Raw genomic sequence first — 26,880 nt, forward strand, 5'->3', positions numbered from 1 at the left:
CTGCGTCACCCGTTACGCTTTGCCACCCAGTTCGGCTTATGGCGCCGGGTAGGTGTAACGACGGTGAATCGCTTCCAGCCCCTCTAATACTTCTTCATCCAGCGTCAGCGCATAGCTGTCAATATTGATCTGTAGCTGCTCCAGCGTGGTCGCGCCCAGCAGGGTACTGGCCACAAAGGGCTGCTGGCGGACGAAAGCCAGCGCCATTTTAGCGGGATCCAGGCCGTGCTTGTTAGCCAGCGCGACATAGTCGGCAATCGCCAGCTCTGCCTGCTCGCCACTGTAGCGCGTAAAGCGGCTGAACAGGGTGTTACGCGCGCCCGCCGGTTTCGCACCGTTGAGGTATTTTCCACTCAGCGTACCAAAGGCCAGGCTTGAGTAAGCCAGCAGCTCTACCCCTTCGTGCTGGCTGATTTCCGCCAGACCCAGTTCAAAGCTGCGGTTCAGCAGGCTGTAGGGGTTCTGGATGCTGACAATGCGCGGCAGCTCGTGCTTTTCAGCCAGCTGCAAATAGCGCATCACGCCCCAGGGCGTTTCATTCGAAACGCCGATATAGCGAATTTTTCCTGCGCGGACCTGCTCATTAAGGGCTTCGAGCGTCTCCAGCAGCGTTACGGGTGCCGTGTTATCGCTGTACTCGTAGTTCAGCTTGCCAAAGAAATTGGTCTGGCGCTGGGGCCAGTGCAGCTGATAAAGATCGAGATAATCGGTATTGAGACGTTTGAGGCTGGCGTCCAGCGCTTCACGGATATTCTTACGATCCAACGCCTGCTGGGGGCGGATAGAGGCATCGGCACCGCGAACCGGGCCGGCCACCTTGGAAGCCAGTACGATCCTGTCGCGGTTGCCGCGCGCTTTCAGCCAGCTGCCAATATATTTTTCGGTTAATCCCTGCGTTTCAGGGCGGGGCGGCACCGGATACATCTCGGCGGTATCAATCAGGTTGATACCGGACTGTACGGCTAAATCGAGCTGCGCGTGCGCATCGGCTTCGCTATTTTGCTCACCAAACGTCATGGTGCCCAGTCCCAGAGTACTGACTTCCAGGCTGCTGTGGGGGATACGGTGATAGTGCATTTGCCGGCTTCCTTTTTTTCATTATTAAAAGCTGAACCTGAACATCGCGCTGCGGATGCTGACACAAGGCTGCGCGTTACGATCCGGCACCTGACTATAACCGTCGGGCGCAGCAGGGGGAAGGGGGGATTAATCGGGAAATGTTTCCAGCGCCACCGGTAAAGATAAACAGGTGGCGGTAATTCACTCATCGCTCAACGATGGAGGAAACCTCGTCACCGTTGATTTGTAATTCGTGGCCGGATCGATCGGTATATTTCACCAGGCCGGTCTCTTTATCAATCTCAGGCTTACCCTGGGTCATAATCATCTTGCCATCCCTGGTTGCCATCACGTAATCGCTGCTGCACCCGCTGACCAGCAAGGCCAGCATCAGCGCCGCCGCGCCAAACATATATTTCATTCTCCGCTCCCGTAAGCCTGTGACTGGAGCAGTAGTAATAGCGCATAAAATGATAAAAGGTAACCGTATCACTCTGAAAATTCGTGGCGAGCACAGTCCGCCATTGACTTTATGGTTAAAATCCCCGTACCCACCCGCGTTAACCCGTTGAATTCAGGGCGCGCTGCGTTTAGCGCGCATCAGGTTAAGGCACTCCACGACCATTGAGAAAAACATCGCGAAATAGATATAGCCTTTTGGCACATGCAGCTCAACGCTTTCGAGGATCAGGGTGAAGCCCACTAAAATAAGGAAGGCCAGCGCCAGGATTTTGATCGAGGGATGCCGTTCAACAAATTCACCAATGGATTTCGCTGCAAACATCATGACCCCCACCGCAATAACCACAGCCGCCATCATAATAATCAAATGATCGGATAACCCGACCGCGGTAATGACTGAGTCCAGGCTGAAAATAATATCCAGCAGCACGATCTGCACGATGGCGCCTGTAAAAGAGTGAACCGGGGTTTCATGCGTTTCATCGCTGCCTTCAATGGTGTCGTAGATCTCTTTACCTGATTTCCACAGCAAAAAAAGCCCACCCGAGAAGAGGATCAGATCGCGTGCGGAAAAAGGGTGCTCCACCAGGGTAAATAGCGGCGTCGTCAGGCGCGTAATCCAGGCGATGGAGGCGAGCAGGGCAAGGCGCATTAGCATGGCGCCGGCTAAACCGGTGCGGCGTGCGGCATTTTGTTGGTTTTTAGGAAGCTTAGCCACAACCAGAGTGAGGAAAATAATATTATCAATGCCGAGGACGATCTCCAAAATCGTCAGCGTACCCAGTGCCAGCCAGGCGTTCGGGTCTGCAATCCATTCAAACATACAGACGTGTTATCCTAAACGAAAGTTAAACGAGGAGTATACGCATCAGTACGCTAAGCTAAAGCAAAAAATGGCGGGCGAGCAGAGAAGCCGTAAAGTTTTTCTTCAGATAAAAACCGCGCGGCAGAGTCGCAATCGGTTGACCGTTTTCACCGATGCCTTCGGTAAGTGCCTTACTGTTAGCCGCCTTAGGGCGGATCTGCAATACCTCGCCGTGCCGGGCGGTAATCCGTTCAACCTGACCCAGTACAATCATATCCATCAGCTCTTCCCAGTCCCGCTGAAGCTGAGCTTCTTCTTCCCGATCCGGGCTCCACAGTAGCGGTGCACCAACCCGGCGCTGCGCCAGCGGGATGGCGCGCTCACCTTCAACCGGCACCCACAGCACTCTCGCCAGCTTATGACGCACATGGCTGGTGTGCCACACCACGCCGCTATTGCCCGTAAGGGGAGCGACACAGACGAAAGTGGTTTCCAGCGGACGGCCCCGCGCATCAATCGGGATCGATTTCAACTCTACGCCAATCTCAGGAAAATCCTGCTGGGGTTTACTGCCCGCGCTCGCCCCCAGATAGATTTCCAGCAGCATCCCAACCCAGCCTTTATCTTTTTTTAAATTCTGCGGAATGGGCAGCCCGGCCCTCTGCGCCAGTTCACCCAGCGTATAGCCTGCCAGATTGCTGGCGCGTTCGAGCAGCAGGTCTTCATTTTCTGGCGGGGACAGGGGGATGAAATCAGGGGACATGAATAACTCCCGGTTGTTGTTCAAAAAAACAGCACTCTTTTCTGCCGCAATAAAAGTTTGTTTCCGGGCTGCGGAAAACAATAATAATAGCATGATAAACCATGCTTTTTTATCTTTGTAAAACGGGGGAATGTCAGCACGGCAGGATCTTATGCCCCGGTTGTCCGCCACAATGAACAGGATCTCACCCCCTGTTATCCACAGAAAAATGGGATAACTCGTGATTTACCTTAACACTGTTTCGATTTACAGCCTTGACGGCGGCACTTTTGCCATATTTCAGGCAATTTATGCCTGGGATAGCAGCATAACCTGTGGATAAAAAATCCAGTGCTCGATCTTTCACCAGCCAACGATCTTTCTAAGCTGTGCGCAGTTTGATCTCCCCTGGAACCCTCGTTATATGCAGATAAATCCTATGCACGTTAAGGGGTTAATGTCATTTCATCCCAGCCGCTTTACAGGGCTTCAGAAAGTTTTCCCCAAACGGTAAATGAGTTCTGCACAAAGCTATCCACAGAAAAGGTGAATAAGATCGGCCAAAATCAGCGATTTCTGTTTATAACTTTGTTTCGCGGTCTGAGTTATCCCTTTTCAGGCCGCCGTACAGGGTGCAAAGCAGTGGTTTACCGCCTGTAAGGAGTATGAAACAATCAGAACATCCGAGTTTTAGTTTGAGGTAGTCCAGTGATCGATGATGATGGCTACCGCCCGAATGTTGGTATCGTAATTTGTAACAAACAGGGACAGGTGCTGTGGGCCAGGCGTTATGGCCAGCACTCCTGGCAGTTCCCGCAGGGGGGGATTAACCCAGGCGAGACGGCGGAACAGGCCATGTACCGCGAACTCTTTGAGGAGGTTGGCCTGCATCGTAAGGATGTTCGCATCCTTGCCTCAACCCGAAACTGGTTACGATACAAATTGCCAAAACGTTTGGTGCGTTGGGACACAAAGCCGGTGTGTATCGGCCAGAAGCAGAAATGGTTTCTACTGCAGCTTATGTGCAATGACGCGGACATCAACATGCAGACCAGCAGCACGCCGGAGTTCGACGGCTGGCGGTGGGTCAGCTTCTGGTATCCGGTCCGCCAGGTTGTCTCCTTTAAACGCGACGTCTACCGCCGGGTGATGAAGGAGTTTTCCGGCGTGGTCATGCCGTTACAGGAGATCCCCGTACAGCGAAATGCGCTCTATCGACGGAAGAGAGGTTAGGCCACCCGGATTATGCTCACACAGCTACGCGAAATAGTTGAAAAAGTCGCGGGCGCCCCACGGCTTACCGAGGCGCTCGATATTCTGGTCAACGAAATCTCTCTGGCGATGGATATCGAGGTCTGTTCGGTTTATCTGGCCGATCATGATCGACGCTGCTATTACCTGATGGCCACCCGCGGGCTGAAAAAACCGCGTGGTCGTACGGTTGCGCTGGCCTTTGACGAAGGGATCGTCGGGCTGGTCGGACGGCTGGCCGAGCCGATTAACCTGGCGGATGCGCAGAGTCACCCCAGCTTTAAATATGTTCCTTCCGTAAAAGAAGAGCGCTTCCGCTCGTTTCTTGGCGTTCCTATCATCAGCCGTCGTCAGTTGCTTGGCGTACTGGTGGTCCAGCAGCGCGAGCACCGACAGTTCGACGAGAGTGAAGAGTCATTTCTGGTGACGCTCGCCACGCAGATGGCCGCGATTCTTTCGCAGTCGCAGCTAAATGCCCTGTTTGGGCAATACCGACAAACCCGCATTAAAGCGCTGGCCGCCTCACCCGGCGTCGCCGTGGCCGAAGGGTGGGTGGACAGTACGCAACCCTCGCTGGATAACATCTTTGCCGCCTCGACGCTGGATGCGCAACGCGAACGTGAGCGTCTGTCGCTGGCGATGGATGAGGCTTCAGCTGAATTCCGTCGCTACAGCAAACGCTTTACGGCGGGGGTACATAAAGAGAGCGCGGCGATCTTTGATCTCTACTCTCACCTGCTGAGTGATGCCCGCCTGAAAAAGGATCTCTTTGCTGAGATCGAAGCCGGCTCGGTCGCCGAATGGGCGGTCAAAAAGGTCATCGAAAAATTCGCTGCTCAGTTTGCCAGTCTGCAGGACAGCTATCTGCGCGAGCGTGCAGGCGATCTGCGCGTGCTGGGGCAGCGGCTGGTCTTTCACCTTGATGACACCATTCAGGGCACCAATACCTGGCCTGAGCGCTTTGTGCTGGTGGCCGATGAGCTGACCGCGACCACGCTGGCCGAGCTGCCGCACGACAGGCTGGCTGGCGTAGTGGTCAGGGATGGCGCGTCCAACTCCCATGCGGCCATTATGGTCCGTGCTATGGGGATCCCTACGGTGATGGGCGCTGATATCCAGCCTGAATTGCTGAATGGCAGGCTGCTAATCGTCGATGGCTATCGTGGCGAGCTGCTGGTGGATCCGGAACCGGTACTGGTGCAGGAATACCAGCGGCTTATCAGCGAAGAGAACGAGCTGAGCAAGCTGGCAGAAGACGTTGTCGAGCAGCCTGCCCTGCTAAAAAGTGGCGAACGAGTCAGGGTGATGCTTAATGCGGGCCTGAGTGCCGAGCATGAAAAGTCGCTCGGCAGCTGGGTGGATGGCGTCGGGCTGTACCGCACTGAAATTCCCTTTATGCTGCAAAACGGCTTCCCGTCGGAGGAGGAGCAGGTGGCGCAGTATCAGGGCATGCTACAGCTATTTTTAAGTAAGCCGGTTACGCTGCGTACCCTGGATATCGGGGCTGATAAGCAGCTCCCTTATATGCCGATCAGCGAAGAGAATCCCTGTCTTGGCTGGCGCGGCATTCGTCTGACGCTGGATCAGCCGGAAATCTTCCTCGTGCAGGTCCGGGCAATGCTGCGGGCCAACGTCGCCAGCGATAATCTCAGTATTTTGTTGCCGATGATCACCAGTATTGATGAGATCGAAGAGGCCAGGCGACTGATCGATCGCGCCGCGCGCGAGGTTGAAGAGATGCTGGGATACGCTATCCCGGTACCGCGTATTGGCGTGATGATTGAAGTCCCCTCAATGATCTTTATGATCGGGCATCTGGCGCAGCGCGTTGATTTCGTCTCAGTGGGGACCAACGATCTCACGCAGTATCTGCTGGCGGTCGATCGTAACAACACGCGGGTAGCCAGCCTGTATGACAGCCTGCATCCGGCGGTATTGCGGGCCTTACAGACCATCGCGACGGAGTGTGAACGGGCGGGGCTTGAGCTCTGCCTGTGCGGTGAAATGGCGGGCGATCCGATGAGCGTCACGCTGCTGGTGGGGCTGGGTTATCATCACCTCAGCATGAACGGACGCAACGTAGCGCGGGTGAAATATCTGCTGAATCATATCGACCTGGAGCAGGCCCGCAGGCTGGCCGGGCGGAGCCTGGAGGCCACGACGGCGGCAGATGTCCGTCACCTGGTCTCCGCTTTTATGGAGCGAGGCGGTCTGGGCGGGCTGATCCGTGGCGGTCGTTAGGGCGCTGTCCACCGGAAGCAGTAAAGCAGCGTAAACCCGTCGTTATAAGGCGGCTACGAGCTGGCTCGCAGAAGTCTGCATAAAAGTCCCGGCGACGTGCTTTGAGGCCAGCGGCTTACAAAGTTTACAGTTCCCACAAACCGCAATAATCACGGCTGTGCTATGATGCGCGCCTTAAAGCGCTGCGCGCACTGGTTGATTAATTCCGTCGCCTGCTGGTCAGGACAGACATTAACAATGGTGAAAGATGACTAACGGCTATCTGGCTTTCCCTCAATTTGATCCGGTAATTTTCTCTATCGGCCCGATTTCGCTGCACTGGTATGGCCTGATGTACCTGGTGGGCTTTATTTTTGCGATGTGGCTGGCGGTTCGCCGCGCGAACAAGCCCGGCAGCGGCTGGAAAAAAGAGGAAGTTGAAAACCTGCTCTATGCGGGTTTCCTCGGCGTATTCCTTGGCGGTCGTATCGGCTACGTTCTGTTTTACAACCTGCCGCTGTTCCTTGATAACCCGCTCTATTTATTCAAAGTCTGGGACGGCGGCATGTCGTTCCACGGTGGCCTGATTGGGGTTATCTGCGTGATGCTGTGGTTTGCCCATCGCACCAAACGTAACTTCTTTCAGGTATCGGACTTTATTGCTCCGCTGATCCCCTTCGGCCTGGGGGCCGGTCGCCTGGGCAACTTTATCAACGGCGAACTGTGGGGACGGGTTGCACCGGATCTCCCGTGGGCAATGCTCTTTCCGGGTTCCAGAGGTGAAGATGTGGCGCTGGCTGCGACTCACCCCGAATGGCAGTCACTGCTGGCGAGCTACGGCGTGCTGCCGCGTCACCCCTCGCAGCTTTATGAGCTGGCGCTGGAAGGCGTGGTCCTGTTTATTATTCTCAATCTGTTTATCCGTAAAAGCCGCCCGATGGGAGCCGTATCCGGGCTGTTCCTGATTGGCTATGGCGCCTTCCGGATTATCGTCGAGTTCTTCCGTCAGCCGGATGCGCAGCTTGGCCTGTTCGATAACGCCATCAGCATGGGCCAGATACTCTCTCTGCCGATGATCCTGGCGGGTGTAATTATGATGGTATGGGCTTACCGTCGCCGTCCACAGCAGCACGTGAGTGAGGGGAAATGAAACAGTATCTGGCGTTAATGCAAAAAGTGCTCGACGAGGGCACGCCGAAAAACGATCGCACCGGCACCGGTACGCTGTCGATATTTGGTCATCAGATGCGTTTCAACCTACAGGAAGGGTTTCCGCTGGTGACCACCAAGAAGTGTCACCTGCGCTCAATTGTTCATGAGCTACTGTGGTTTCTTAACGGTGATACCAATACCGCCTATCTGCGGGAAAATAAGGTCACCATCTGGGATGAGTGGGCAGATGAAAACGGCGATCTCGGCCCGGTTTATGGTAAGCAGTGGCGCAGCTGGGGGGCGGCAGATGGCCGCCAGATCGATCAGCTCGAAAAGGTGCTGCAACAGCTGAAAACCGATCCGGATTCGCGTCGTATTATTGTGTCTGCCTGGAACGTGGGTGAGCTTGACGAGATGGCGCTGGCTCCCTGTCACGCTTTTTTCCAGTTCTACGTGGCCGACGGCAAACTCTCCTGCCAGCTTTACCAGCGTTCCTGCGATATCTTCCTCGGTCTGCCGTTTAATATCGCCAGTTATGCGCTGCTGGTGCATATGATGGCGCAGCAGTGCGACCTGGAGGTTGGCGACTTTGTCTGGACCGGCGGCGATACGCATCTGTACAGCAACCATCTGGAACAGACCCGCCTGCAGCTTACCCGCGAGCCACGCTCGCTGCCGAAGCTGACCATCACGCGTAGACCGGCTTCGCTGTTCGACTATCGTTTTGAAGACTTCGAGATCGAAGGCTACGATCCTCATCCGGGCATCAAGGCGCCCGTTGCTATCTGATCCCTGCCAGGAGCGGAAGCTTTCCGCTCCTGATATTACCCCCCCACCCTGTACCAGGCGCATCCTGAGTCTGGTTTGCTGCAAATCTTCAATGTTCTGGCAGTGCCCCTCCTGTTAAGTCTTTTTGCCATTCTCTGAGCACCCTGGTCAGTTCAGCGCTACGCTTATAGCCGGAACTAAATCACAGGGAATACCGATGAAAAACAGCATACTCCTCACGCTTGCACTATTGTGCGGACTTTCCGCTCTCTCCTCTGCCAGTGCCAGTGCCAGTGCCAGTGCCAGTGCCAGTGCCAATTCCAGCGCCGGGCCGGGCGTTCATCCCGTGCGCTCAGAGGCGTCTGAGCAGACCACCAGCAATGGTAAAACGCAGCCTCCGGTGAAATTCGCCAGCGTATGGGCCGATGGCAAGGGAGCCACCCATATCGATCACTGCCGCTTTGAAGGGCTGGAATACAAAAGCTATGCGCCCCCTTCTGCGCCACAGTGGATTGGCGTGTCACCCGACGAGGTGGAAAGTATTGCTTATGCCGTCCTGCCCCCCGGATACGTCGGCAGCTGGCATCACGCGCCGGGCCCACAGTGGGTGATCACCCTTTCCGGGAAATGGTCCGTTGAAACCACGGACGGCACCACGCTGGTCCAGGGACCGGGCGATGTCCAGTTCAATGCAGACAGCAGTTCACATCCGCGCCCGGACGATAACAGGGTGGGGCACATCTCCCGTACGGTAGGGAATGAACCTAACGTGCAGCTGATTATTAAACTCAAACCCGGCGCGAAGAACACCGGTATCTGCACCCGCTCTGGGGCGGAATAAACATAACCGCCTCTTCTGATGCTCAATTCTGCGACCCAGTGCGTAAACATCTGCGAAATTTTGAACCGCAGGTGTCATTCCTGGAACGCGGCTCATAACCGTAATGATTGCAGCTGGTTCGAGCCTGTTCATAGCGTCATTCTGCCTCCATGAAAAACGCATCCGGATTTACCCTGCTGGAACTACTGGTGGTGATGGTTATCGCCAGCGTGCCTGGCTTTGGCGCCGTCAGCGCCTGGCATCACTGGCAGCAGCAACGGCATCTGAATGACACGGCAGCTCAGATCCAGCATTTTCTTCTGCGTCTGCGCAGCGAGGCGAACTGGCACAATGAAACACGCCTGCTGTGGCTTCTGCCCGGTCAGAAATGGTGCCTGGGGAGCGGAGCCGTCCAGCTACGCTGCTCCGGTAGAAGCCGCCATACGCTGCTGGCGCCCTGGCCAGAGATCGGGCTGCTGTCGCTTACTGAGGGCGTGGGTTTTTATGGTCGCCGCAGCGTGGCTAAACCCGGGCGCATTGTGATTTCCGGCGACGCGGGGGAGCGACACATTATTATCTCTTCCCGGGGCCGTATCAGAATTTGTCAGCCAGCGGAGAGACTATGTGGATGAGAAATGCGGGCTTCAGCCTGCCTGAAATGCTGATCGCACTGGCCATCAGCAGCATAGTGATGCTGGGGGCCACCCGTCTGTTGCCTGTGCTGCAAATGAACAACCTGCGTACGCTGAAGGCCTTTCAGCTACAGGAAGAGATGCAGCAGATGATGACCTCACTGGAAAAAGCGGTGCGGCGAGCGGGCTATTGCCCTGGCCAATGCCAGGGGGAAGGGCTGAGTATTCGCGGAGCATCGGGGAGCTGCCTGCTCATTCGCTGGGACGAAAACAGCAATGGGCGATGGGAGGCAGCAGGACGGGATGACAGCGATTACCACGGCTATCGTCTGCGCAGCGGCAATCTCGAAATGCAGCGCGGGATAAACGACTGCGAGGGGAGTGGCTGGGAAAGGCTCAACGATCCGGCGGTAATAGCGATAGATAAGTTTCAGGTGACTCAGCGGGCGGGGCAGGTAAGGCTGCTGCTGGCGGGCTATGCGCTTATCTGGCCGCAGCATCCGCTGGTGATTGAGCGCTGGGTCAGGACGGTCAACCTGTGAATACACAGCGAGGAAGCGGTTCGCTGTTAGCGGTCATCATTCTGCTGATGATGTCGGCTACCCTGCTGCATGCTACCCGCACACAGCTCGATAACGCACTCGGCCTGCTCGCTGATGAGCGCCAGTTTTATCTCCAGTACAGCCGCGCGGATACTGCGCTGGCCTGGGGAGGCGAACAGCACTGGCTAATCAACGCCGGGGGATGGGTCTGCAAAGCCGACCCTCTTTATGGCCGCGCCTGCCTGAGTATGCAGGGTGAAAATAGCATGCTCCTGCGCGGAGACGCGGGCAGCGGAACCCTTGCACACTACCGCTGGGTTGTCCCGATCGGCAGTATGGGGAGAATAGGGCCGGTGCTGCACGGCTGGATTGACTACTGCCCGCTGTCGGTATCCGAAGCGTGCCAGCCAGAATGAGACGCCAGCATGGGTTCAGCCTCCCCGAAACCCTGGTCGCGTTGCTGCTGCTTACCCTGAGCATCAGCACGTTGATGCGCTATCAGCTGGTGTTGGCGCAGGGATTTGTGCGCCAGACGGAGCAGCGGGAAGCCTGGCGGCAGGCTGCGTCAGGGTTTGAAGGCTATCAGGCGCCCGGCTGGCAAACTGAGGTGACAGAACAGGCGGGTCCCGGTGGTTGTCGGGTCAGGATCTCGACGGCGACTGGCCCAACCGGCCGACGAGCGCAGCTAACGCTTTTGCAATGCCCCAGGCGGGAGTGATTAACTCCCCCTTAGTAAGAGCCTAAACGGGGAATAAACCTCATTACCTCCACGAAGGAGATAGCGCATTACTCTGAAGGTAAATAAAAATAACAAAGTTCAGTTGGACTTTTCTGTCCGAGGCTGAAACAGCCAGGTTTCAATCTGGGGATCACTATCTCGCCGTACCTTTGTAATTTTGTACTGACATAAAAAGTGATGTAATTGTTCCTTTTGCCATCAAATTTTATAAACACTACTTAAACAAAATAACTTTCCTGACCCTTTCCGATCGCCGGTTATCTCTGCCCGTTTCTGCTGCAAACGATGCCTTTGATTTAGGTGTTACTGTTGTACGTTCAGGCGAAAAACCTGAAGCCGGATTCTATAAAAACATCATTACCATTACGACGACTGCCAGCCAGGTCGTCGGTTTTTAAAACTGTCCGAAAGGGGGGCGGGACATTCAGCCCGTTCGATTGTGCGGTAACGCCAGAAGCTATTTGTGACCTTGCGGCAGTCCACCCGACAGTCAATTACCGAGGGCCTGAGTTTTTAAGGCCTGCGAGCGCAGCTAACGCTTTTGCAATGCTCCCGAGCGCGATTTCATTCGTTTCCCGTGCTTTTGCAATGCTTCCGAGCGCGATCTCATTCGTTTCCCGTGCATTTGCAACGGATGCTGGAAGGGTTACAGTGTCCGCGCAGAGCAAAATTATGCTTAAGGAGCAGAGATGTTTACGGTCTACCACTCAAATCAGCTGGATTTGCTGAAAACGCTGGCGGCATGGCAAATTGAAAATCAGCCGCTGCGCGATCCCTTCCAGTCTGAAGTGATCCTGGTACAAAGTCCCGGCATGGCGCAGTGGCTGCAAATGTCGCTGGCTGCGCAGTTCGGCATTGCCGCTAATATCGCCTTTCCTCTGCCCGCCACCTTTATCTGGGATATGTTTGTGCGCGTCCTGCCGGGGATCCCAAAAGAGAGCGCCTTTAACAAATCCAGTATGAGCTGGAAGCTGATGGCTATCCTTCCGGAGATGCTGACGCGCCCGGAATTCGCGATGTTAAGGCACTATCTGACCGACGATGAAAACAAGCGTAAGCTTTTTCAGCTGGCCTCCCGCGTGGCTGACCTCTTTGACCAGTACCTGGTTTATCGGGCCGAATGGCTCAACAGCTGGGAGAAAGGCCAGCTGATTGAGGGGCTGGATGATGCGCAGCAGTGGCAGGCGCCGCTCTGGGCCGCTCTGGTTCAGTACACTCGTGAGCTTGGGCAGCCCGAGTGGCACCGGGCAAATCTTTATATGCGCTTTATTTCGGCTCTGGAAAATAGCCGTGAGCGTCCGCCAAATCTCCCCGATCGCGTTTTTATTTGCGGCATCTCTGCGCTCCCGCCGATCTATTTGCAGGCGCTCCAGGCGCTGGGCAGGCATATTGATATCCATCTGCTGTTCACTAATCCCTGTCGGCACTACTGGGGCGATATCCAGGACTACGCGTTTCTGGCAAAGCTGCAAAACCGACGGCGACAGCATTTTGGGCAGCAGCGTGAAAGCGCCCTGTTTCGCGATGAGGATGCCTCCGGCCTGTTTAACGAGCAGGGCGAGCAGCAGCTCAGCAACCCGCTGCTGGCCTCCTGGGGCAAACTGGGGCGGGATAACCTCTATTTACTGGCGCAGATGGAGTGCCAGGAAATTGACGCTTTTGTCGATATCGAACCCGCTACGCTGTTGCAAAGCCTGCAGCGCGACCTGCTGGAGCTGGAAGATAACGCAGTGATGGGTCTGAATCAGCAGGAGTGGCAAACCAGCCGGCACAAACGCGTGCTGGATCCCGCCGATCGCTCAGTCAGCCTGCACCTGTGTCATAGCCCACAGCGTGAGGTAGAAGTGCTCCAGGATCGCTTATTAGAAATCATGGCCAGCGATCCTACCCTCTCCCCACGCGATATTATTGTAATGGTCGCCGACATTGATGCTTATACGCCCTTTATTCAGGCGGTATTTGGCAATGCGCCCGGCGATCGCTATCTTCCCTTTGCCATTTCTGACCGCCGGGCCAGCCAGGCGCACCCGGCACTACAGGCCTTTATTTCACTGCTAAGCCTGCCGGACAGCCGCTTCGCCTCGGAGGAGGTGCTGGCACTGCTTGAAGTGCCAGCGGTCGCCAGCCGCTTTTCCATTGATGAGGAAGGGCTTAAGCGGCTGCGCCACTGGGTCGCAGAGTCAGGTATTCGCTGGGGGCTGGACGACGAAACGATCCGTGAGCTGGACCTTCCGGCGGGGGGACAGCATACCTGGCAGTTTGGCCTGACGCGCATGCTACTCGGCTACGCGATGCACAGCGAGGCCGGGGACTGGCAGGGGATCCTGCCCTATGACGAATCCAGCGGCCTGATTGCGGAACTGGCGGGTAATCTGGCTGAGCTACTGATGCGGCTGCGCGGCTGGCGCGATCTGCTTACGGCACCGCGCGCGCTGGAGAGCTGGCTGCCCCTGTGCCGCGAATTGCTAAACGATTTCTTCGCCGCTGATGCCGATACCGAAGCGGCGCTGGCGCTGATTGAGGAACAGTGGCAGCAGGCGATCGGTTACGGTATACAGTCGGCTTATCAGCAGGCTATTCCGCTCTCGCTGCTGCGGGACGAGCTGGCGTCACGGCTGGATCAGGAGCGCATCAGCCAGCGCTTTCTTGCCGGGCCGGTGAACTTCTGCACCCTGATGCCGATGCGATCCATTCCCTTTAAGGTGGTCTGCCTGCTGGGAATGAACGACGGCGTTTATCCCCGTTCGCTACCGCCGCTCGGTTTTGACCTGATGAGTCAGCAGCCGAAAAAGGGCGATCGCAGCCGTCGCGACGACGATCGTTACCTTTTTCTGGAGGCGTTAAGCTCTGCCCAGCAGCAGCTCTATATCAGCTATATCGGAAGGACTATCCAGGATAACTCAGAGCGTTTCCCCTCGGTGTTGGTGAGTGAGCTGGTGGAGTACATCAGCCAGAGCTTCTGTCTGCCACATCACCGGGACAGCGATGTGGACACCAGTGCCAGGGCGGTTGAAGCCCATCTGCAACATTTGCACAGCCGGATGCCCTTCGCCGCCGAAAACTTCTCGCCCCAGGCGGAGTTTCGCAGCTATGCCTCAGAGTGGCTTCCGGCCGCTAATGCCAGCGGCATCGCTCATCCACCTTTTATGCAGCCCCTGTCCGGGCTGGATTTGACGGAGCTGAATGTCGAACAGCTGGTGCGGTTCTGGCGACATCCGGTACGCGCTTTCTTCAGCCAGCGCCTGGGCGTCAGCTTCCAGCTGGAGGAAACCGGGCTACCCGATACCGAACCTTTCACCCTGGATAATCTCAGCCGCTATCAGGTTAATGCACTGCTGCTCAATACCCTGATAGAGGATCGCCCGGATGAGCCTCTCTACGCCAGGCAGCGTGCGGCAGGGCATCTGCCCTATGGTGCCTATGGTGAACTGTTCTGGCAGGATCAGCTGGCAGATATGACAGAGCTGGCGAATCGGGTGCGCGAGCAGCGCAGGGAGGCCGTGAGCTGGGAAATAAACCTCACCGTGGGCGGCATTCAGCTGAACGGCTGGTTATCACAGGTCCAGGAGGATGGGCTGCTGCGCTGGCGTCCCGGCCACCTTAATTTTACCGATGGCCTGGCGCTCTGGCTGGAGCATCTTATCTACGCCGTGCTGGGCGGCAAAGGAAGCAGCCGTATGTACGGTCGCAAGGAGAGCCAGTGGTGTTTCCCTCCGCTGGACGTTGCCACAGCGTCCCGCTGGCTGAAACGCTATATAATCGGCTATCAGCAGGGGATGAATGCGCCTCTGCTGCTGCTGCCTAAAACGGGCGGAGCCTGGCTTGAGGCGAGCTACGATGAAAAAGCCTCGGCGGTGCTCCATGATGAAGCCAGCCAGGCGAAGGCCAGAGTCAAACTACTCCAGGCCTGGCAGGGTAACTATCAGATTGAAGGTGAGAGCAGCGATCCCTGTCTGGCGCGTTTATTCCGTACCCTGGATGAAGACACCCTGCAGGAGATTACGTGCAACGCAGAGGCGTGGCTGCTGCCGCTGTTGCAGATGAATGTTAAAGGCGGTGAGGCCTGAGATACTCTGCTCACCGGCAATAGGTGAGGAAGTTTGCGGACAGAGTGCAGGACATCCTGTAATGTTACTTTATAACCATTGAACCGTTTTTTTACTCGTCTTCACCACACGGCATGAAGGCGACATATTCAGGGGAATGCTCTGCTGAACGTTTTTCCCGTCAGCAGAAAATGAGATCGTCAAGGAGATCGAATGGGGCGTTATGCAGTCTGGATCGGCACGCTGGTCGTGCTTATTAACTTGTGGAGCCCGCTGAGTCAGGCACAGCCGGGATGGCAACCTGTGCCGGAAACCATCCGCAAAAGCGAAAAAGATCCGCGTCAGTATCAGGCGGTCAGGCTTGATAACGGCATGACGGTGCTGCTGGTCTCCGATCCTCAGGCGACGAAATCTCTCGCCGCGCTGACGCTGCCAGTAGGATCGCTGGAGAACCCACGCAATCAACAGGGGTTGGCGCATTATCTTGAGCATATGCTGCTGATGGGATCGAAACGCTATCCACAGCCTGATAACCTGGCTGAGTTTTTAAAGAAGCACGGCGGCAGCCATAATGCCAGTACCGCTTCTTACCGCACGGCCTACTATCTGGAAGTTGAAAACGATGCGCTGCAGCCTGCCGTCGATCGTCTTGCCGATGCCATTGCTGAACCGCTGCTGGATCCGGTCAATGCCGATCGTGAGCGGCATGCAGTGAATGCCGAGCTGACGATGGCCCGCTCACGCGACGGTCTGCGGATGGCTCAGGTTGGCGCGGAAACAATCAACCCGGCGCATCCCGGGGCGCTATTTTCCGGCGGCAATCTGGAAACCCTCAAGGACAAACCGGGCAGCAAGCTGCATGACGCGCTGAAAGCATTTTATCAGCGCTATTACTCAGCGAATCTGATGAAAGCGGTCATCTACAGCAGCAAGCCTATGGATGAGCTGCAAAAAATAGCCGTCACTACCTTTGGGCGCGTGGAAAATCGCCATGCGACAGTGCCGGATATCACCGTGCCAGTGGTGACCGATAAGCAAAAGGGCATCATTATTCACTACGTTCCGGCCCAGCCGCGTAAGCTGCTGAAAATAGAATTCCGCATTGACAATAACGCCGATAAATTCCGCAGTAAAACCGATACGCTGATTGCCTATCTGATTGGTAATCGTAGTAAAAATACGCTCTCTGACTGGCTACAGAATAATGGCCTGGCAGATTCGATTGATGCGGGGGCGGATCCGGTTATTGATAGAAATGGCGGCGTTTTCTCTATTTCCGTATCGCTAACGGATACCGGGCTGGCTAACCGTGACCGGGTGATTGCTGCCGTATTCAGCTATCTGAATAAACTGCGCGCCGGGGGCATTAATAAGCAGTATTTTGATGAAGTCGCCCACGTTCTGAATCTGGATTTCCGCTACCCCTCAATAACCCGCGATATGGATTACATCCAGTGGCTGGCTGATACCATGCTGCGCGTACCCATTGCAGACACGCTTGATGCCTCTTATATCGCCGATCGCTACGATCCTGCGGCGATTAAAGCGCGGCTGGACGGCATGACGCCTCAAAATGCCCGCATCTGGTTTATCAGCCCCGATGAGCCGCATAACAAACTGGCCTACTTTGTCGATGCTCCCTATCAGGTGGACAGGATTACACCGCAGCGGTTTGCCGCCTGGCAGGCCGCCAGTGATAAAATCGATCTTGCCCTGCCGGCGCTCAATCCCTACATTCCGGACAACTTTAGCCTGATAAAGCCCGGGAAAAAACAGGCGCACCCGGAGGCGCTGGTTAATCAGCCCGGACTGCGGATATTCTATATGCCGTCGCAGTTTTACGCCGACGATCCTAAAGCTAACATCACGCTGGCATTGCGAAATAAAGCGGCCATGAGCACGGCGAAAAATCAGGTGCTGTTCGCTCTCAACGACTACCTGGCGGGGCTGGCGCTCGATGAGCTAAATTCACAGGCGTCAGTAGCCGGCATCAGTTTTTCAACCAGTGAAAATGATGGCGTCACCTTTAACGCCAGCGGTTTCACCCAGCATCTTCCCGAGCTGATGAAGGCGCTACTTAACGGGTATGCCAGCTATCAACCCGATCGGCAGCAGCTGGAACAGGCAAAGTCCTGGTATCTGGAGCGTCTCTCCTCCGCTGAAAAAGGTAAGGCGTTCGAGCTGGCTATTCAGCCCGCGCAGATGCTGTCGCAGCTTCCTTATACCCAGCGGAGTGAACGCCGCAGCCTGGTAGCCGGTATCACGCTTGAGGATCTCCAGGCTTACCGAAAAATGCTGCTCCAGCAGTCCACCCCGGAGCTGATGGTCGTGGGCAATATGAGCGCGGCAGAGGCGACGGCGCTGGGTCAGGATCTCAAAGCCCATCTGGACTGCGAGGGTGACAGCTGGTGGCACAGTCAGTATATCGCCATTGATAAAAAGACCTCGGCCAACCTTCAGCAGCAGGGGAGCAGTACCGACTCGGCGCTGGCCGCCCTGTATGTTCCGCTGGGCTATGAAGAGTATGAAAGTATTGCCAGCAGCGCCATGCTTAGCCAGATCGTTCAGCCGTGGTTTTATAACCAGCTGCGTACCAGGGAGCAGCTGGGCTATGCGGTATTTACCTTCCAGATGCCGGTCGGACGTCAGTGGGGCATTGGCTTCCTGCTGCAAAGTAACGTTAAGCAGCCCGCCTGGCTATTAACGCGCTTCCGGGCGTTCTATCCGGTGGCGGAAAAACGGCTGCGTGAGATGAGCCACGATGATTTCAGTCAATATCAGCAGGCCATGATTAACGAACTTAAACAGCGTCCGCAAACGCTGGATGAAGAAGCAGGACGCTTTAGCAAAGATTTCGATCGCGAAAACACCCGTTTCGATACCAGAGAAAAAGTGATTGCCCGCATTCAGGCGCTGACGCCGGAAAGTCTGGCAGACTTTTTCCATAAGGCGGTCATTGAACCACAGGGGCTGACGCTGCTCTCGCAAATTTCAGGCAGCCAGCATAAACAAGCGGACTACGCTAAGCCTGAAGGCTTCACCACCTGGCAGGAAGTGTCGAAGCTACAGCAGTCATTTCCGGTGAAAAGTTAAGATATGAAGTCTGAAGCCCTGACTCTTGATCCCCTCAGGCTCCCGCTCACAGGGGAAAGGCTGATTGAAGCCTCGGCGGGAACCGGCAAAACCTTTACCATCGGGCTGCTTTACCTTCGTCTGCTGTTGGGGCTGGGGGGTGACGCCGCCGCCAGCAGGCCGCTGTCGGTGGAAGAGATCCTGGTGGTGACCTTCACCGAGGCGGCAACGGCCGAGCTGCGTGGCCGTATTCGCGCCAATATCCACCAGCTACGTATTGCCTGCGTGCGCGGCTACGCCTCTGACACAATGCTGTCGGCGCTGTTAGCGCAGATTGAGGATCGCAATCAGGCGGCAGTGCGGCTGCTGGCGGCCGAGCGGCAGATGGATGACGCCGGGATATTTACCATCCACGGCTTCTGCCAGCGCATGCTGAATCTTAATGCTTTTGAATCCGGCATGCTGTTTGAGCAGCAGCTGATTGAAGATGAGTTTCCGCTGCGCCGGCAGGCTGCGGCGGATTTCTGGCGTCGCTACTGCTACCCCCTCTCGCTGCCGGTGGCCAGGGTGATGACGCAGATGTGGCAGGGGCCGGAGCAGCTCCTTGCCACTCTCTCTCCCTGGCTAAATGGTGAAGCCCCCGCGCTGAAATATCCCGCCGATTTAGAGGAGTCCTTTACCGAACGCCATGAAAAAATCATCGGGCGGATCGATGCCCTGAAAACGGCGTGGCTGGCGGCAGGAAATCTGCATGACGTTATTGCCCAGTCGGGTGTGGATAAGCGAAGCTACAGCAGTAAGCACTTACCTAACTGGCTGGAGAAAATCGCCCAGTGGGCTGCAGAAGCGACTGAGGATTACGCGGTTCCTAAGGAGCTGGCGCGCTTTGGCCAGCGGGTACTGCTGGATAAAACCAAAAAAGGAGAAGCGCCACAGCATCCGCTGTTTGACGAGGTGGATCGCTTTCTCGCTGAACCGCTGTCGCTGCGTGACCTGGTTATCGCCCGCGCGCTGAGCGAGATCCGCTTCACCACGCAGAAAGAGAAAAGGCTTAATGCCCTGCTGGGGTTTGACGATCTGCTGGGACGGTTTGATGACGCGCTGAAGCAGCCTGGCGGAGAGGCGCTGGCGCAGGCCGTTCGCAGCCGTTATCCGGTCGCCCTGATTGATGAATTCCAGGATACCGACCCGCAGCAGTACCGCATCTTCCGCACGCTTTACCGGCATCAGCCTGAGTCTGCGCTACTGCTGATAGGCGACCCCAAACAGGCTATCTACGCCTTCCGGGGCGCCGATATTTTCACCTATATGAAAGCCCGGAGCGAAGTTAGCGCCCACTATACGCTTGATACCAACTGGCGCTCCTCGCCGGACATGGTTAACAGCGTAAACCAGCTCTTTTCCCGGCTGGAAAATCCCTTTTTGTTCCATGAAATTCCCTTTAAGGACGTCACTCCTGCCGGGCCTAATGCCGGGCTGGCGTTTAGCGTCGAGGGTAAACGCCAGCCCGCCCTGAGATTCTGGTTACAGCCGGGCGAAGGAACAGGCGTAAGCGATTACCAGCAGTTTATGGCCCGGCAGTGCGCGGCAGATATCCGCCGCTGGCTGACGGCGGGTCAGCAGGGAACGGCGCTGATCGGCAGAGACGAGGATCGACGTCCGGTGGCGGCATCGGACATTACCGTTCTGGTTCGCAGCCGCGGTGAAGCGTCCATCATGCGCGAAGCGCTGAACGGCCTGAGTATTCCCTCTGTTTATCTCTCCAATCGCGACAGCGTCTTCACCACGCCGGAAGCGCGCGAAATGATCTGGCTGCTGCAGGCGGTGCTGGCTCCCGAACAGGAGCGGACGCTGCGCTGCGCACTCGCCACCAGCATTTTTGGTCTGGACGCATTAACGCTTGATGCGCTGAGTAAGGATGAGCGAGCCTGGGACGCGCTGGTGGATGAATTTGACGGCTATCGTCAGCGCTGGCTAAAGCGCGGCGTGCTGCCGATGCTGCGTGAACTGATGGTTAAGCGCCAGATTGCTGAAAATTTGCTGGCCTCCGAAAGCGGAGAGCGCAGGCTGACTGACCTGCTGCATCTGGGGGAGCTGCTGCAGGAAGCCTCCGCCAGTCTGGATAGCGAACATGCGCTGGTTCGCTGGCTTGCGCAGGAGGTGGCCCAGCCTAATGGTCAGTCCGCCAGCCAGCAGCTGCGCCTGGAGAGCGATCGCCATCTGGTGAAGATCGTGACTATCCACAAGTCTAAAGGGTTGCAGTATCCGCTGGTCTGGCTGCCGTTTGTCGCTAACTACCGCGAAGCGGGCCAGGGAGTTTATCATGACCGGCAAACCTTTCAGGCGCTGCTGGATCTGCGTGACGATACTGAAAGCATTGAGCTGGCCGAACAGGAGCGGCTGGCCGAAGATCTCCGCCTGCTCTACGTCGCGCTGACGCGTTCGGTCTGGCACTGTAGCGTGGGTATCGCGCCGCTGGTTAAGGGGAACCGGAAAAAGGAGGGGAACAGCGACCTGCATCTCAGTGCGGTGGGTTACCTGCTGCAAAAAGGTGAGGCGGCTGATGCGGCCAGCCTGTGTCAGTCCCTTGTGGAAATGGAAAGTGAAGCCGTTGAGCTGGTTATCCCGGGTCATCCCGATGATGAGCCGTGGCGACCACAGCAGGCGGTGCCAGACACGCTCAGCAGTCAGTCTGTCACCCGCCAGCTTCGCGATGAGTGGCGCATTACCAGCTATTCAGGTCTACAGCAGCATGGGCATTCCATCACCTTTGACCTGCTCCCCAGGCTGGATGTCGATGCCGCGGGCGAGGCACAGCCGCAGCTGGCTGTTCAGCTGACGCCGCATACCTTCCCGCGCGGCGCGGCACCGGGAACATTTCTTCATGGCCTGTTTGAAAATATTGATTTCACCCAGCCGGTTGAGGAGGCATGGCTGGCTGAACAGCTCACCTCGCAGGGGCACGACGCGGCCTGGCTGCCGGTCGTGAAGCAGTGGCTGATGCGTATTCTGCAAACGCCGCTCAACGCGACCGGGGTGACGCTCAGTCAGCTGGCCCCCGACAAGCGTCAGGTGGAGCTGCAATTCTATCTGCCTGTTCAGCGGTTAATGAGCGCGGAGGATCTTGACCGGCTTATTCGCCACTACGATCCGCTTTCAGCGGAGTGCCCGCCGCTCAATTTCCAGCAGGTGCAGGGCATGCTGAAGGGCTTTATCGACCTGGTCTTCGTCTGGCAGGGTAAATACTATCTGCTGGACTACAAATCTAACTGGCTGGGGGCATCCGGCGACGACTACACGCCCCAGGCAATGGCGCTGGCGATGCAGTCCCACCGCTACGATTTACAGTATCAGCTCTATACGCTGGCGCTGCACCGCTATCTGCGCCACCGACTGGCCGACTATGATTTTGAACAGCATTTTGGCGGCGTTATCTATTTGTTCCTGCGGGGCGTGGACGGAACGGCCAGTGACAATGGCCTTTATCGTACGCGGCCATCGGCTGAATTTGTTAACGCGCTGGACGCGTTATTTGCAGGGAAAACGCTGGAGGGCCCATGGCTGAAATAGCGGAACTGCTGCTGGCTGCCAGCCAGCAGAAACTGCTGCGAGCGCTGGACGTGCAGTTTGCCAGAATGATTGCCAGCGAAGCCCATCCCGCGCTGATGCTGGCGGCGGCATGGGTCAGCGCGGAGGCAGGAGAGGGGCACGTGTGTCTGCCGCTTACCACTTTTACCGAGCAGTCGCTGTTTGGCGGGCGACACCCGGAGCTGGCCCGCCTGATGTGGCAGGCCGCGGATGACCCGGACTGGCTTACTCTTCTGCCCAACGAGGCGGCGGTGGGCGACGGTTCAACCGCCACGCCGCTGGTGCTTCATCAGCAGCGCCTCTACCTGCATCGGATGTGGCTTTCTGAAGGGCAGGTGGCGCGCTTTATTCTCGGTCAGGCTGAGGCCCACCGGCTGGATGAGCGCGCGCTGCGCGCTGCGCTGGACAGGCATTTTGGTCAGAAGGCCGATGACTGGCAGAAAATTGCCGCCGCCGTAGCGCTCACCCGTCAGATTTCAGTAATTTCGGGCGGCCCGGGTACCGGTAAAACCACCACCGTGGCCAAATTACTGGCCACGCTTATCTCGCTAACGGATTCGCTACGCATTCGACTGGCGGCACCAACCGGCAAGGCGGCGGCACGGCTGACCGCCTCCCTCGGGGCGGCGCTTCAGGGGCTGGAGATTGATGATGCGGAGAAGCAGCGGTTCCCCACTGAGGCAACGACCCTGCATCGTCTGCTGGGCGCGGTGCCGGGCAGTCAGCGGATGCGTTACCATGCCGGTAACCCCCTGCACCTGGATTTACTGGTGGTGGATGAAGCGTCCATGGTCGATCTGCCAATGATGGCAAATCTGATTGCGGCGCTGCCGCAGCAGGCAAAAGTGATTTTTCTGGGCGATCGCGATCAGCTGGCCTCGGTAGAGGCGGGGGCGGTGCTGGGGGATATCTGTCGCTGCGCGGAAGCGGGCTACAGCAGCGAGCGCGCGGCGGAACTTACCCGCCTGACGGGCTGTACCCTCGCGGGCGAGGAGAGTCCACATGCGCCTGCCGTCCGTGACAGTATTTGCCTGCTGCGCAAAAGCTACCGCTTTGATGCCTCTTCAGGTATTGGGCAGCTGGCGCTGGCCGTTAATGGCGGTGACACCCGTCGGATGGAAAAAGTCTTTGCCGCCGGATACAGCGATATCGAACGCTTTCCGCTGAGTAGAGGCGAGGAGTATCAGCATCTGCTAAACGCCTGCGTTGAGGGCTATCGGCCTTACCTGCGAAGTCTGTCTCAGGGCCACAGCCCGCTGGAGGTGATTAACGAATTTGGTCATTTTCAGCTGCTCTGTGCGCTGCGTGAGGGGCCATTTGGCGTAACGGGGCTTAATGAGCGTATTGAAACGTCACTCCAGCTTAAAGGGCTAATACGCCGCGCGCCTGGCTCGGGCGGCAAATGGTATGTCGGGCGGCCGGTCATGATTGCCCGCAATGATAGCGCCCTGGGCTTATTTAACGGCGATATTGGCATTGCGATGAATGACGACGAGGGCGCGCTGAAGGTGTTTTTCCCGCTGCCCGATGGCAGCATTAAGGCTGTGCAGCCCAGCCGCCTGCCCCCGCATGAGACGGCTTTTGCCATGACGGTGCATAAGTCGCAGGGCTCGGAATTCAATCACACGCTGCTGATACTCCCCAGCCAGTTCACACCGGTGCTCACGCGTGAACTGATTTACACCGCGATCACCCGCGCCAGGCAGAAGCTGTCGCTTTATGCTGACAGTGGCGTACTGAACAGCGCGGTGAGAATGCAGACGCAGCGTCGCAGCGGACTGGTCGATCGCCTGACGGAACAGGCGGGCTGGCGGCCTGGTTGACCGCCTGAAAGAAAAACTTCGCCTGGCGGCCTGGCTGAGGGCTATACGGAACAGGCGGCCTGGTTAACCGCCGGCTATAACAATTACGCCTGGCGGCCTGGTTGACCACCGGCCATAACTATTACGCCTGGCGGGCATGGCGCAGATCGGCCATCAGCACCTTTGAGCGGCGCTGGTAGTTGTACATCTGCTTTTTACTCTCGGGCAGCTTGTCGATATCTACCGGCATAAAGCCGCGCTCCTGGAACCAGTGAATGCTGCGGGTGGTCAGTACAAACAGCTTTTTCAGCCCCATCTGCCGCGCCTGAAGGGCTACGCGCTCCAGCAGGGCCTCGCCTCGTGACGAACTGCGGTAGTCAGGATGCACCGCGACGCAGGCCATTTCGCCAATCTCCTCTTCCGGGAAGGTATAGAGGGCTGCGCAGCCGATAGTCAGGTTATCGCGCTCAATAATGGTAAATTTATCAATCTCCATCTCAAGCTGTTCGCGGGAACGACGTACCAGAATTCCCTGCTGCTCGAGCGGGCGGATAAGCTCCAGAATACCGCCAATATCATTGATGGTGGCGCGACGGATCTGTTCGGCGCTTTCCATGACGATTTGGGTGCCAATGCCATCGCGTGAGAACAACTCCTGCAGCAGGGCTCCATCTTCCTGATAGCTAATCAGATGGCTGCGGCGCACGCCGCTGCGGCAGGCTTTGACCGCACCGCGCAGGAAGCGCACCGTCCCTGACAGGTAGTCATCTTCCTTTTCCAGCTCCTCTATGCGCTGCTGTGCGTCATTAGGGAACAGTTCGGAGATAACATTGCCTTCACTGTCCGTCACGCCCTGACCGGAGCAGAAGCCAATCATCTTCTCTGCCTTAAGCTTGATAGCGAGCTGCGTTGCCACCTCTTCCGAGGTGAGGTTAAAGCTCTCCCCGGTCACGGAAACAGCCACCGGTCCCATCAGCACAATCGCGCCGCTGTCCAGCTGCCGATGAATCGCCTCTTCATCAATACGGCGTATGCGCCCGCTATGACAGTAATCCACGCCCTCATCCACGCCCAGCGGCTGTGCAATGATAAAGTTGCCGCTCACCACGTTGATATGAGCGCCCTGGAGAGGGGTGTTATTGAGACTCATCGACAGGCGGGCGGTGATATCAAGCTGCAGGCGTCCGGCGGCCTGCTTGACCAGCTCCAGCGACTGCGCATCGGTGACGCGGGTATACTTGTGGTAAAGGGGTTCGAGCTGGTGTTCGGCCAGATTCGCATCAATCTGTGGGCGCGCACCGTAGACCACCACCAGGCGAATACCCAGGCTATGCAGCAGCCCGATATCATTGACGATGCCAGAAAAATTCTCATGCTCTATGGCTTCGCCGCCAAGCATAATGACAAAGGTTTTACCACGGTGGGCATTAATATAGGGGACGGTATGGCGAAAACCCTGAACCAGTTCGGTACTCCGTTCCTTCACGACAGACCCTTAATGAATTATTATTCGGTAAAAGTGTATTTTTATTCCTTTTTGAGCCTGGAAGCAAGCGCCAATTGTTACCGACTTTCATTAAAAACGGCTACTCAGGTAACCAGAAGTGCGACCGGGCCGCGCATTTTAGAGATGACACTGGCAGTTTGATTCGCTACAGTTTTCAGCCTGCACGCTATCTGGCTGTTTTTACCTCATAGTAGACCAGACTGGATTTTTTAACCCGATGGAACAGCATACTGGAATAGCATGACCGATTTACCTTCACCTGGCCGACGCCGCTGGCTAAAGTGCGCAGGCGCAGTCTGGCTGCTTAGCGTCAGTAAGATTGGCCTGTCAGCAACGCCACTGGTGGCGATCCGCATCTGGCCTTCTTCCACCTATTCCCGTCTGACGCTGGAATCCAATTCACCGCTTAAGTACCGGCAGTTCGCACTCAGTAAACCTGAGCGCGTGGTGGTAGATATTGAAAATATGCATCTCAATGCTCTGCTGAAAGGCGTCGGAAATCTGGTTCGCAGCGACGATCCCTATATAAAGAGTGCGCGGGTGGGGCAGTTCAGCGCTAATACCGTCAGGCTGGTGCTGGAGCTAAAGCAAAACGTAACGCCTAAAGTGTTTACGCTGGCCCCGGTTGCCGGGTTCAAAAACCGGCTGGTTCTGGATCTTTATCCGGCCAGCAATATCAGTCATCACCACGAGGACGATCCGCTGCTGGCCCTGCTGGATGAATATAATAAGGGTGATTTAGCGCAGCATACCCCTGCGTCAACGCCGCTGCCGGGCAGGGCAGGTAAAGATCGTCCGATGATTATCATGCTCGATCCGGGTCATGGAGGCGAGGACTCGGGTGCGGTAGGTAAACATAAGACGCGCGAAAAAGACGTGGTGCTGAAAATTGCCCGCCGTCTGAAAAGCCTGATAGATAAACAGCCTAATATGCGCGCCCTGATGACGCGTAATGAGGACGTTTTTATTCCGCTACAGGTCAGGGTGGCGAAGGCGCGCAGGCAGCGTGCGGATCTGTTTATTTCCATTCATGCCGATGCCTTTACCAATCGCGCGGCGCGCGGCTCCTCCGTTTTTGCGCTGTCCACGAAGGGGGCGACCAGCGCTGCCGCGCGTTTTCTGGCCCGCACGCAAAACGAATCCGACCTGATAGGCGGCGTCAGTATGAGCGGTGACCGCTATCTCGACCACACACTGCTCGATATGGTGCAGCGTCTGACCATCAGCGACGGTCTGAAGCTGGGTAAGGATGTGCTAAGGCATATGGGCAAAATCAACCACCTGCATAAGAAAACCATCGACCAGGCGGGTTTTGCGGTGCTGAAAGCCCCGGACATCCCCTCAATTCTGGTCGAGACGGCGTTTATCAGTCACCCCGGGGAGGAGAGAAAACTACGCACCGCCCATTTTCAGCAGCAGGTCGCCGAAGCCATTCTGGCGGGGATTAAAACGTGGATCGCCAGCAGTGCCGTGCATCAGCGGATAAAATAACAGCATCAGAGAAACAGTGTTTATTCCCGCAGGACGTCAGGTCGCATCAGCGGCGGCACTAGTCTTGCAGGAGCGGATAAAAGGTGGAGTGAGTCGCGCAGGAGGGGGATTACAGAGATTTGGCAAACGCCAGAAACAAAAAAACACCCGTTAAGGTGTTAATTGGTTGCGGGAGCCGGATT

General features: G+C 56.7%; 19 protein-coding genes. 14 read left to right on the plus strand and 5 right to left on the minus strand.

Features of this window, described 5'->3' with window-relative positions; all coding sequences use genetic code 11:
- Positions 1-36: 36 nt before the first annotated feature.
- The 4 genes from ACLRGG_RS18800 to mutH form a co-directional block, all read right to left on the minus strand.
- The gene (locus tag ACLRGG_RS18800; protein WP_416251189.1) at positions 37-1,077 is read right to left on the minus strand and encodes an NADP(H)-dependent aldo-keto reductase; all 1,041 of its coding nucleotides are present in this window, start codon (positions 1,075-1,077) and stop codon (positions 37-39) included.
- 187 nt (positions 1,078-1,264) lie between these two features.
- Complete coding sequence (locus ACLRGG_RS18805) at positions 1,265-1,480, minus strand: YgdI/YgdR family lipoprotein (protein ID WP_416251190.1); 216 nt, start codon at positions 1,478-1,480, stop codon at positions 1,265-1,267.
- A 153-nt stretch (positions 1,481-1,633) separates the two neighbouring features.
- Positions 1,634-2,344: a TerC family protein gene (locus tag ACLRGG_RS18810; RefSeq protein WP_416251191.1), complete on the minus strand. Its 711-nt coding sequence runs from the start codon at positions 2,342-2,344 to the stop codon at positions 1,634-1,636.
- A gap of 58 nt (positions 2,345-2,402) precedes the next feature.
- Complete coding sequence (mutH, locus tag ACLRGG_RS18815; RefSeq protein WP_416251192.1) at positions 2,403-3,089, minus strand: DNA mismatch repair endonuclease MutH; 687 nt, start codon at positions 3,087-3,089, stop codon at positions 2,403-2,405.
- A 687-nt stretch (positions 3,090-3,776) separates the two neighbouring features.
- On the opposite strand from mutH, the gene rppH reads away from it, so the two are divergent.
- The 13 genes from rppH (at position 3,777) to recD (ending at position 23,721) form a co-directional block, all read left to right on the plus strand.
- Positions 3,777-4,301, plus strand: a complete 525-nt coding sequence (rppH, locus tag ACLRGG_RS18820; RefSeq protein WP_416251193.1) for an RNA pyrophosphohydrolase — start codon at positions 3,777-3,779, stop codon at positions 4,299-4,301.
- A gap of 12 nt (positions 4,302-4,313) precedes the next feature.
- Positions 4,314-6,560: a phosphoenolpyruvate--protein phosphotransferase gene (ptsP, locus tag ACLRGG_RS18825; RefSeq protein ID WP_416251194.1), complete on the plus strand. Its 2,247-nt coding sequence runs from the start codon at positions 4,314-4,316 to the stop codon at positions 6,558-6,560.
- A gap of 247 nt (positions 6,561-6,807) precedes the next feature.
- Positions 6,808-7,689 (plus strand): prolipoprotein diacylglyceryl transferase, encoded by an 882-nt coding sequence (lgt, locus tag ACLRGG_RS18830; RefSeq protein WP_416251195.1) that lies wholly within the window; start codon positions 6,808-6,810, stop codon positions 7,687-7,689.
- Complete coding sequence (thyA, locus tag ACLRGG_RS18835) at positions 7,686-8,480, plus strand: thymidylate synthase (protein WP_416251196.1); 795 nt, start codon at positions 7,686-7,688, stop codon at positions 8,478-8,480. Before lgt ends, thyA begins: the two co-directional genes overlap by 4 nt.
- Positions 8,481-8,676: 196 nt before the next feature.
- Positions 8,677-9,300 carry a cupin domain-containing protein gene (locus ACLRGG_RS18840; RefSeq protein WP_416251197.1) on the plus strand — a complete coding sequence of 208 codons (624 nt, stop codon included), beginning with the start codon at positions 8,677-8,679 and terminating at the stop codon, positions 9,298-9,300.
- A gap of 149 nt (positions 9,301-9,449) precedes the next feature.
- Entirely contained in the window at positions 9,450-9,911 is a 462-nt protein-coding gene (locus ACLRGG_RS18845) for a prepilin peptidase-dependent protein (protein ID WP_416251198.1), read from the plus strand.
- Entirely contained in the window at positions 9,902-10,453 is a 552-nt protein-coding gene (locus ACLRGG_RS18850) for a prepilin peptidase-dependent protein (RefSeq protein WP_416251199.1), read from the plus strand. The genes ACLRGG_RS18845 and ACLRGG_RS18850 overlap by 10 nt, the downstream gene beginning before the upstream one ends.
- Entirely contained in the window at positions 10,450-10,869 is a 420-nt protein-coding gene (locus tag ACLRGG_RS18855) for a DUF2509 family protein (protein ID WP_416251200.1), read from the plus strand. The genes ACLRGG_RS18850 and ACLRGG_RS18855 overlap by 4 nt, the downstream gene beginning before the upstream one ends.
- Entirely contained in the window at positions 10,866-11,171 is a 306-nt protein-coding gene (locus ACLRGG_RS18860) for a prepilin-type N-terminal cleavage/methylation domain-containing protein (RefSeq protein WP_416251201.1), read from the plus strand. Before ACLRGG_RS18855 ends, ACLRGG_RS18860 begins: the two co-directional genes overlap by 4 nt.
- A gap of 710 nt (positions 11,172-11,881) precedes the next feature.
- Positions 11,882-15,259 carry an exodeoxyribonuclease V subunit gamma gene (recC, locus tag ACLRGG_RS18865; RefSeq protein ID WP_416251202.1) on the plus strand — a complete coding sequence of 1,126 codons (3,378 nt, stop codon included), beginning with the start codon at positions 11,882-11,884 and terminating at the stop codon, positions 15,257-15,259.
- A 192-nt stretch (positions 15,260-15,451) separates the two neighbouring features.
- Positions 15,452-18,331 carry a pitrilysin gene (gene ptrA, locus ACLRGG_RS18870; protein ID WP_416251203.1) on the plus strand — a complete coding sequence of 960 codons (2,880 nt, stop codon included), beginning with the start codon at positions 15,452-15,454 and terminating at the stop codon, positions 18,329-18,331.
- A gap of 3 nt (positions 18,332-18,334) precedes the next feature.
- On the plus strand, positions 18,335-21,880 hold the full coding sequence (gene recB / locus ACLRGG_RS18875) for an exodeoxyribonuclease V subunit beta (RefSeq protein ID WP_416251204.1): 3,546 nt from the start codon (positions 18,335-18,337) through the stop codon (positions 21,878-21,880).
- Complete coding sequence (gene recD, locus ACLRGG_RS18880; RefSeq protein WP_416251205.1) at positions 21,868-23,721, plus strand: exodeoxyribonuclease V subunit alpha; 1,854 nt, start codon at positions 21,868-21,870, stop codon at positions 23,719-23,721. The genes recB and recD overlap by 13 nt, the downstream gene beginning before the upstream one ends.
- Positions 23,722-23,842: 121 nt before the next feature.
- Here the strand turns inward: recD and argA are convergent, their stop codons facing one another.
- Positions 23,843-25,186, minus strand: a complete 1,344-nt coding sequence (argA, locus tag ACLRGG_RS18885; RefSeq protein ID WP_416251206.1) for an amino-acid N-acetyltransferase — start codon at positions 25,184-25,186, stop codon at positions 23,843-23,845.
- Between the two features lie 261 nt (positions 25,187-25,447).
- Between argA and amiC the strand changes: the two genes are divergently transcribed.
- A complete protein-coding gene (gene amiC / locus ACLRGG_RS18890; RefSeq protein WP_416251207.1) occupies positions 25,448-26,698 on the plus strand; it encodes an N-acetylmuramoyl-L-alanine amidase AmiC in 1,251 nt (416 codons plus the stop codon).
- Positions 26,699-26,880: the final 182 nt, after the last annotated feature.

Origin of the sequence: Erwinia sp. PPS120 (assembly GCF_047918655.1) — a bacterium.
In the GTDB taxonomy this organism is placed as follows: Bacteria; Pseudomonadota; Gammaproteobacteria; order Enterobacterales; family Enterobacteriaceae; genus Erwinia; species Erwinia tasmaniensis_A.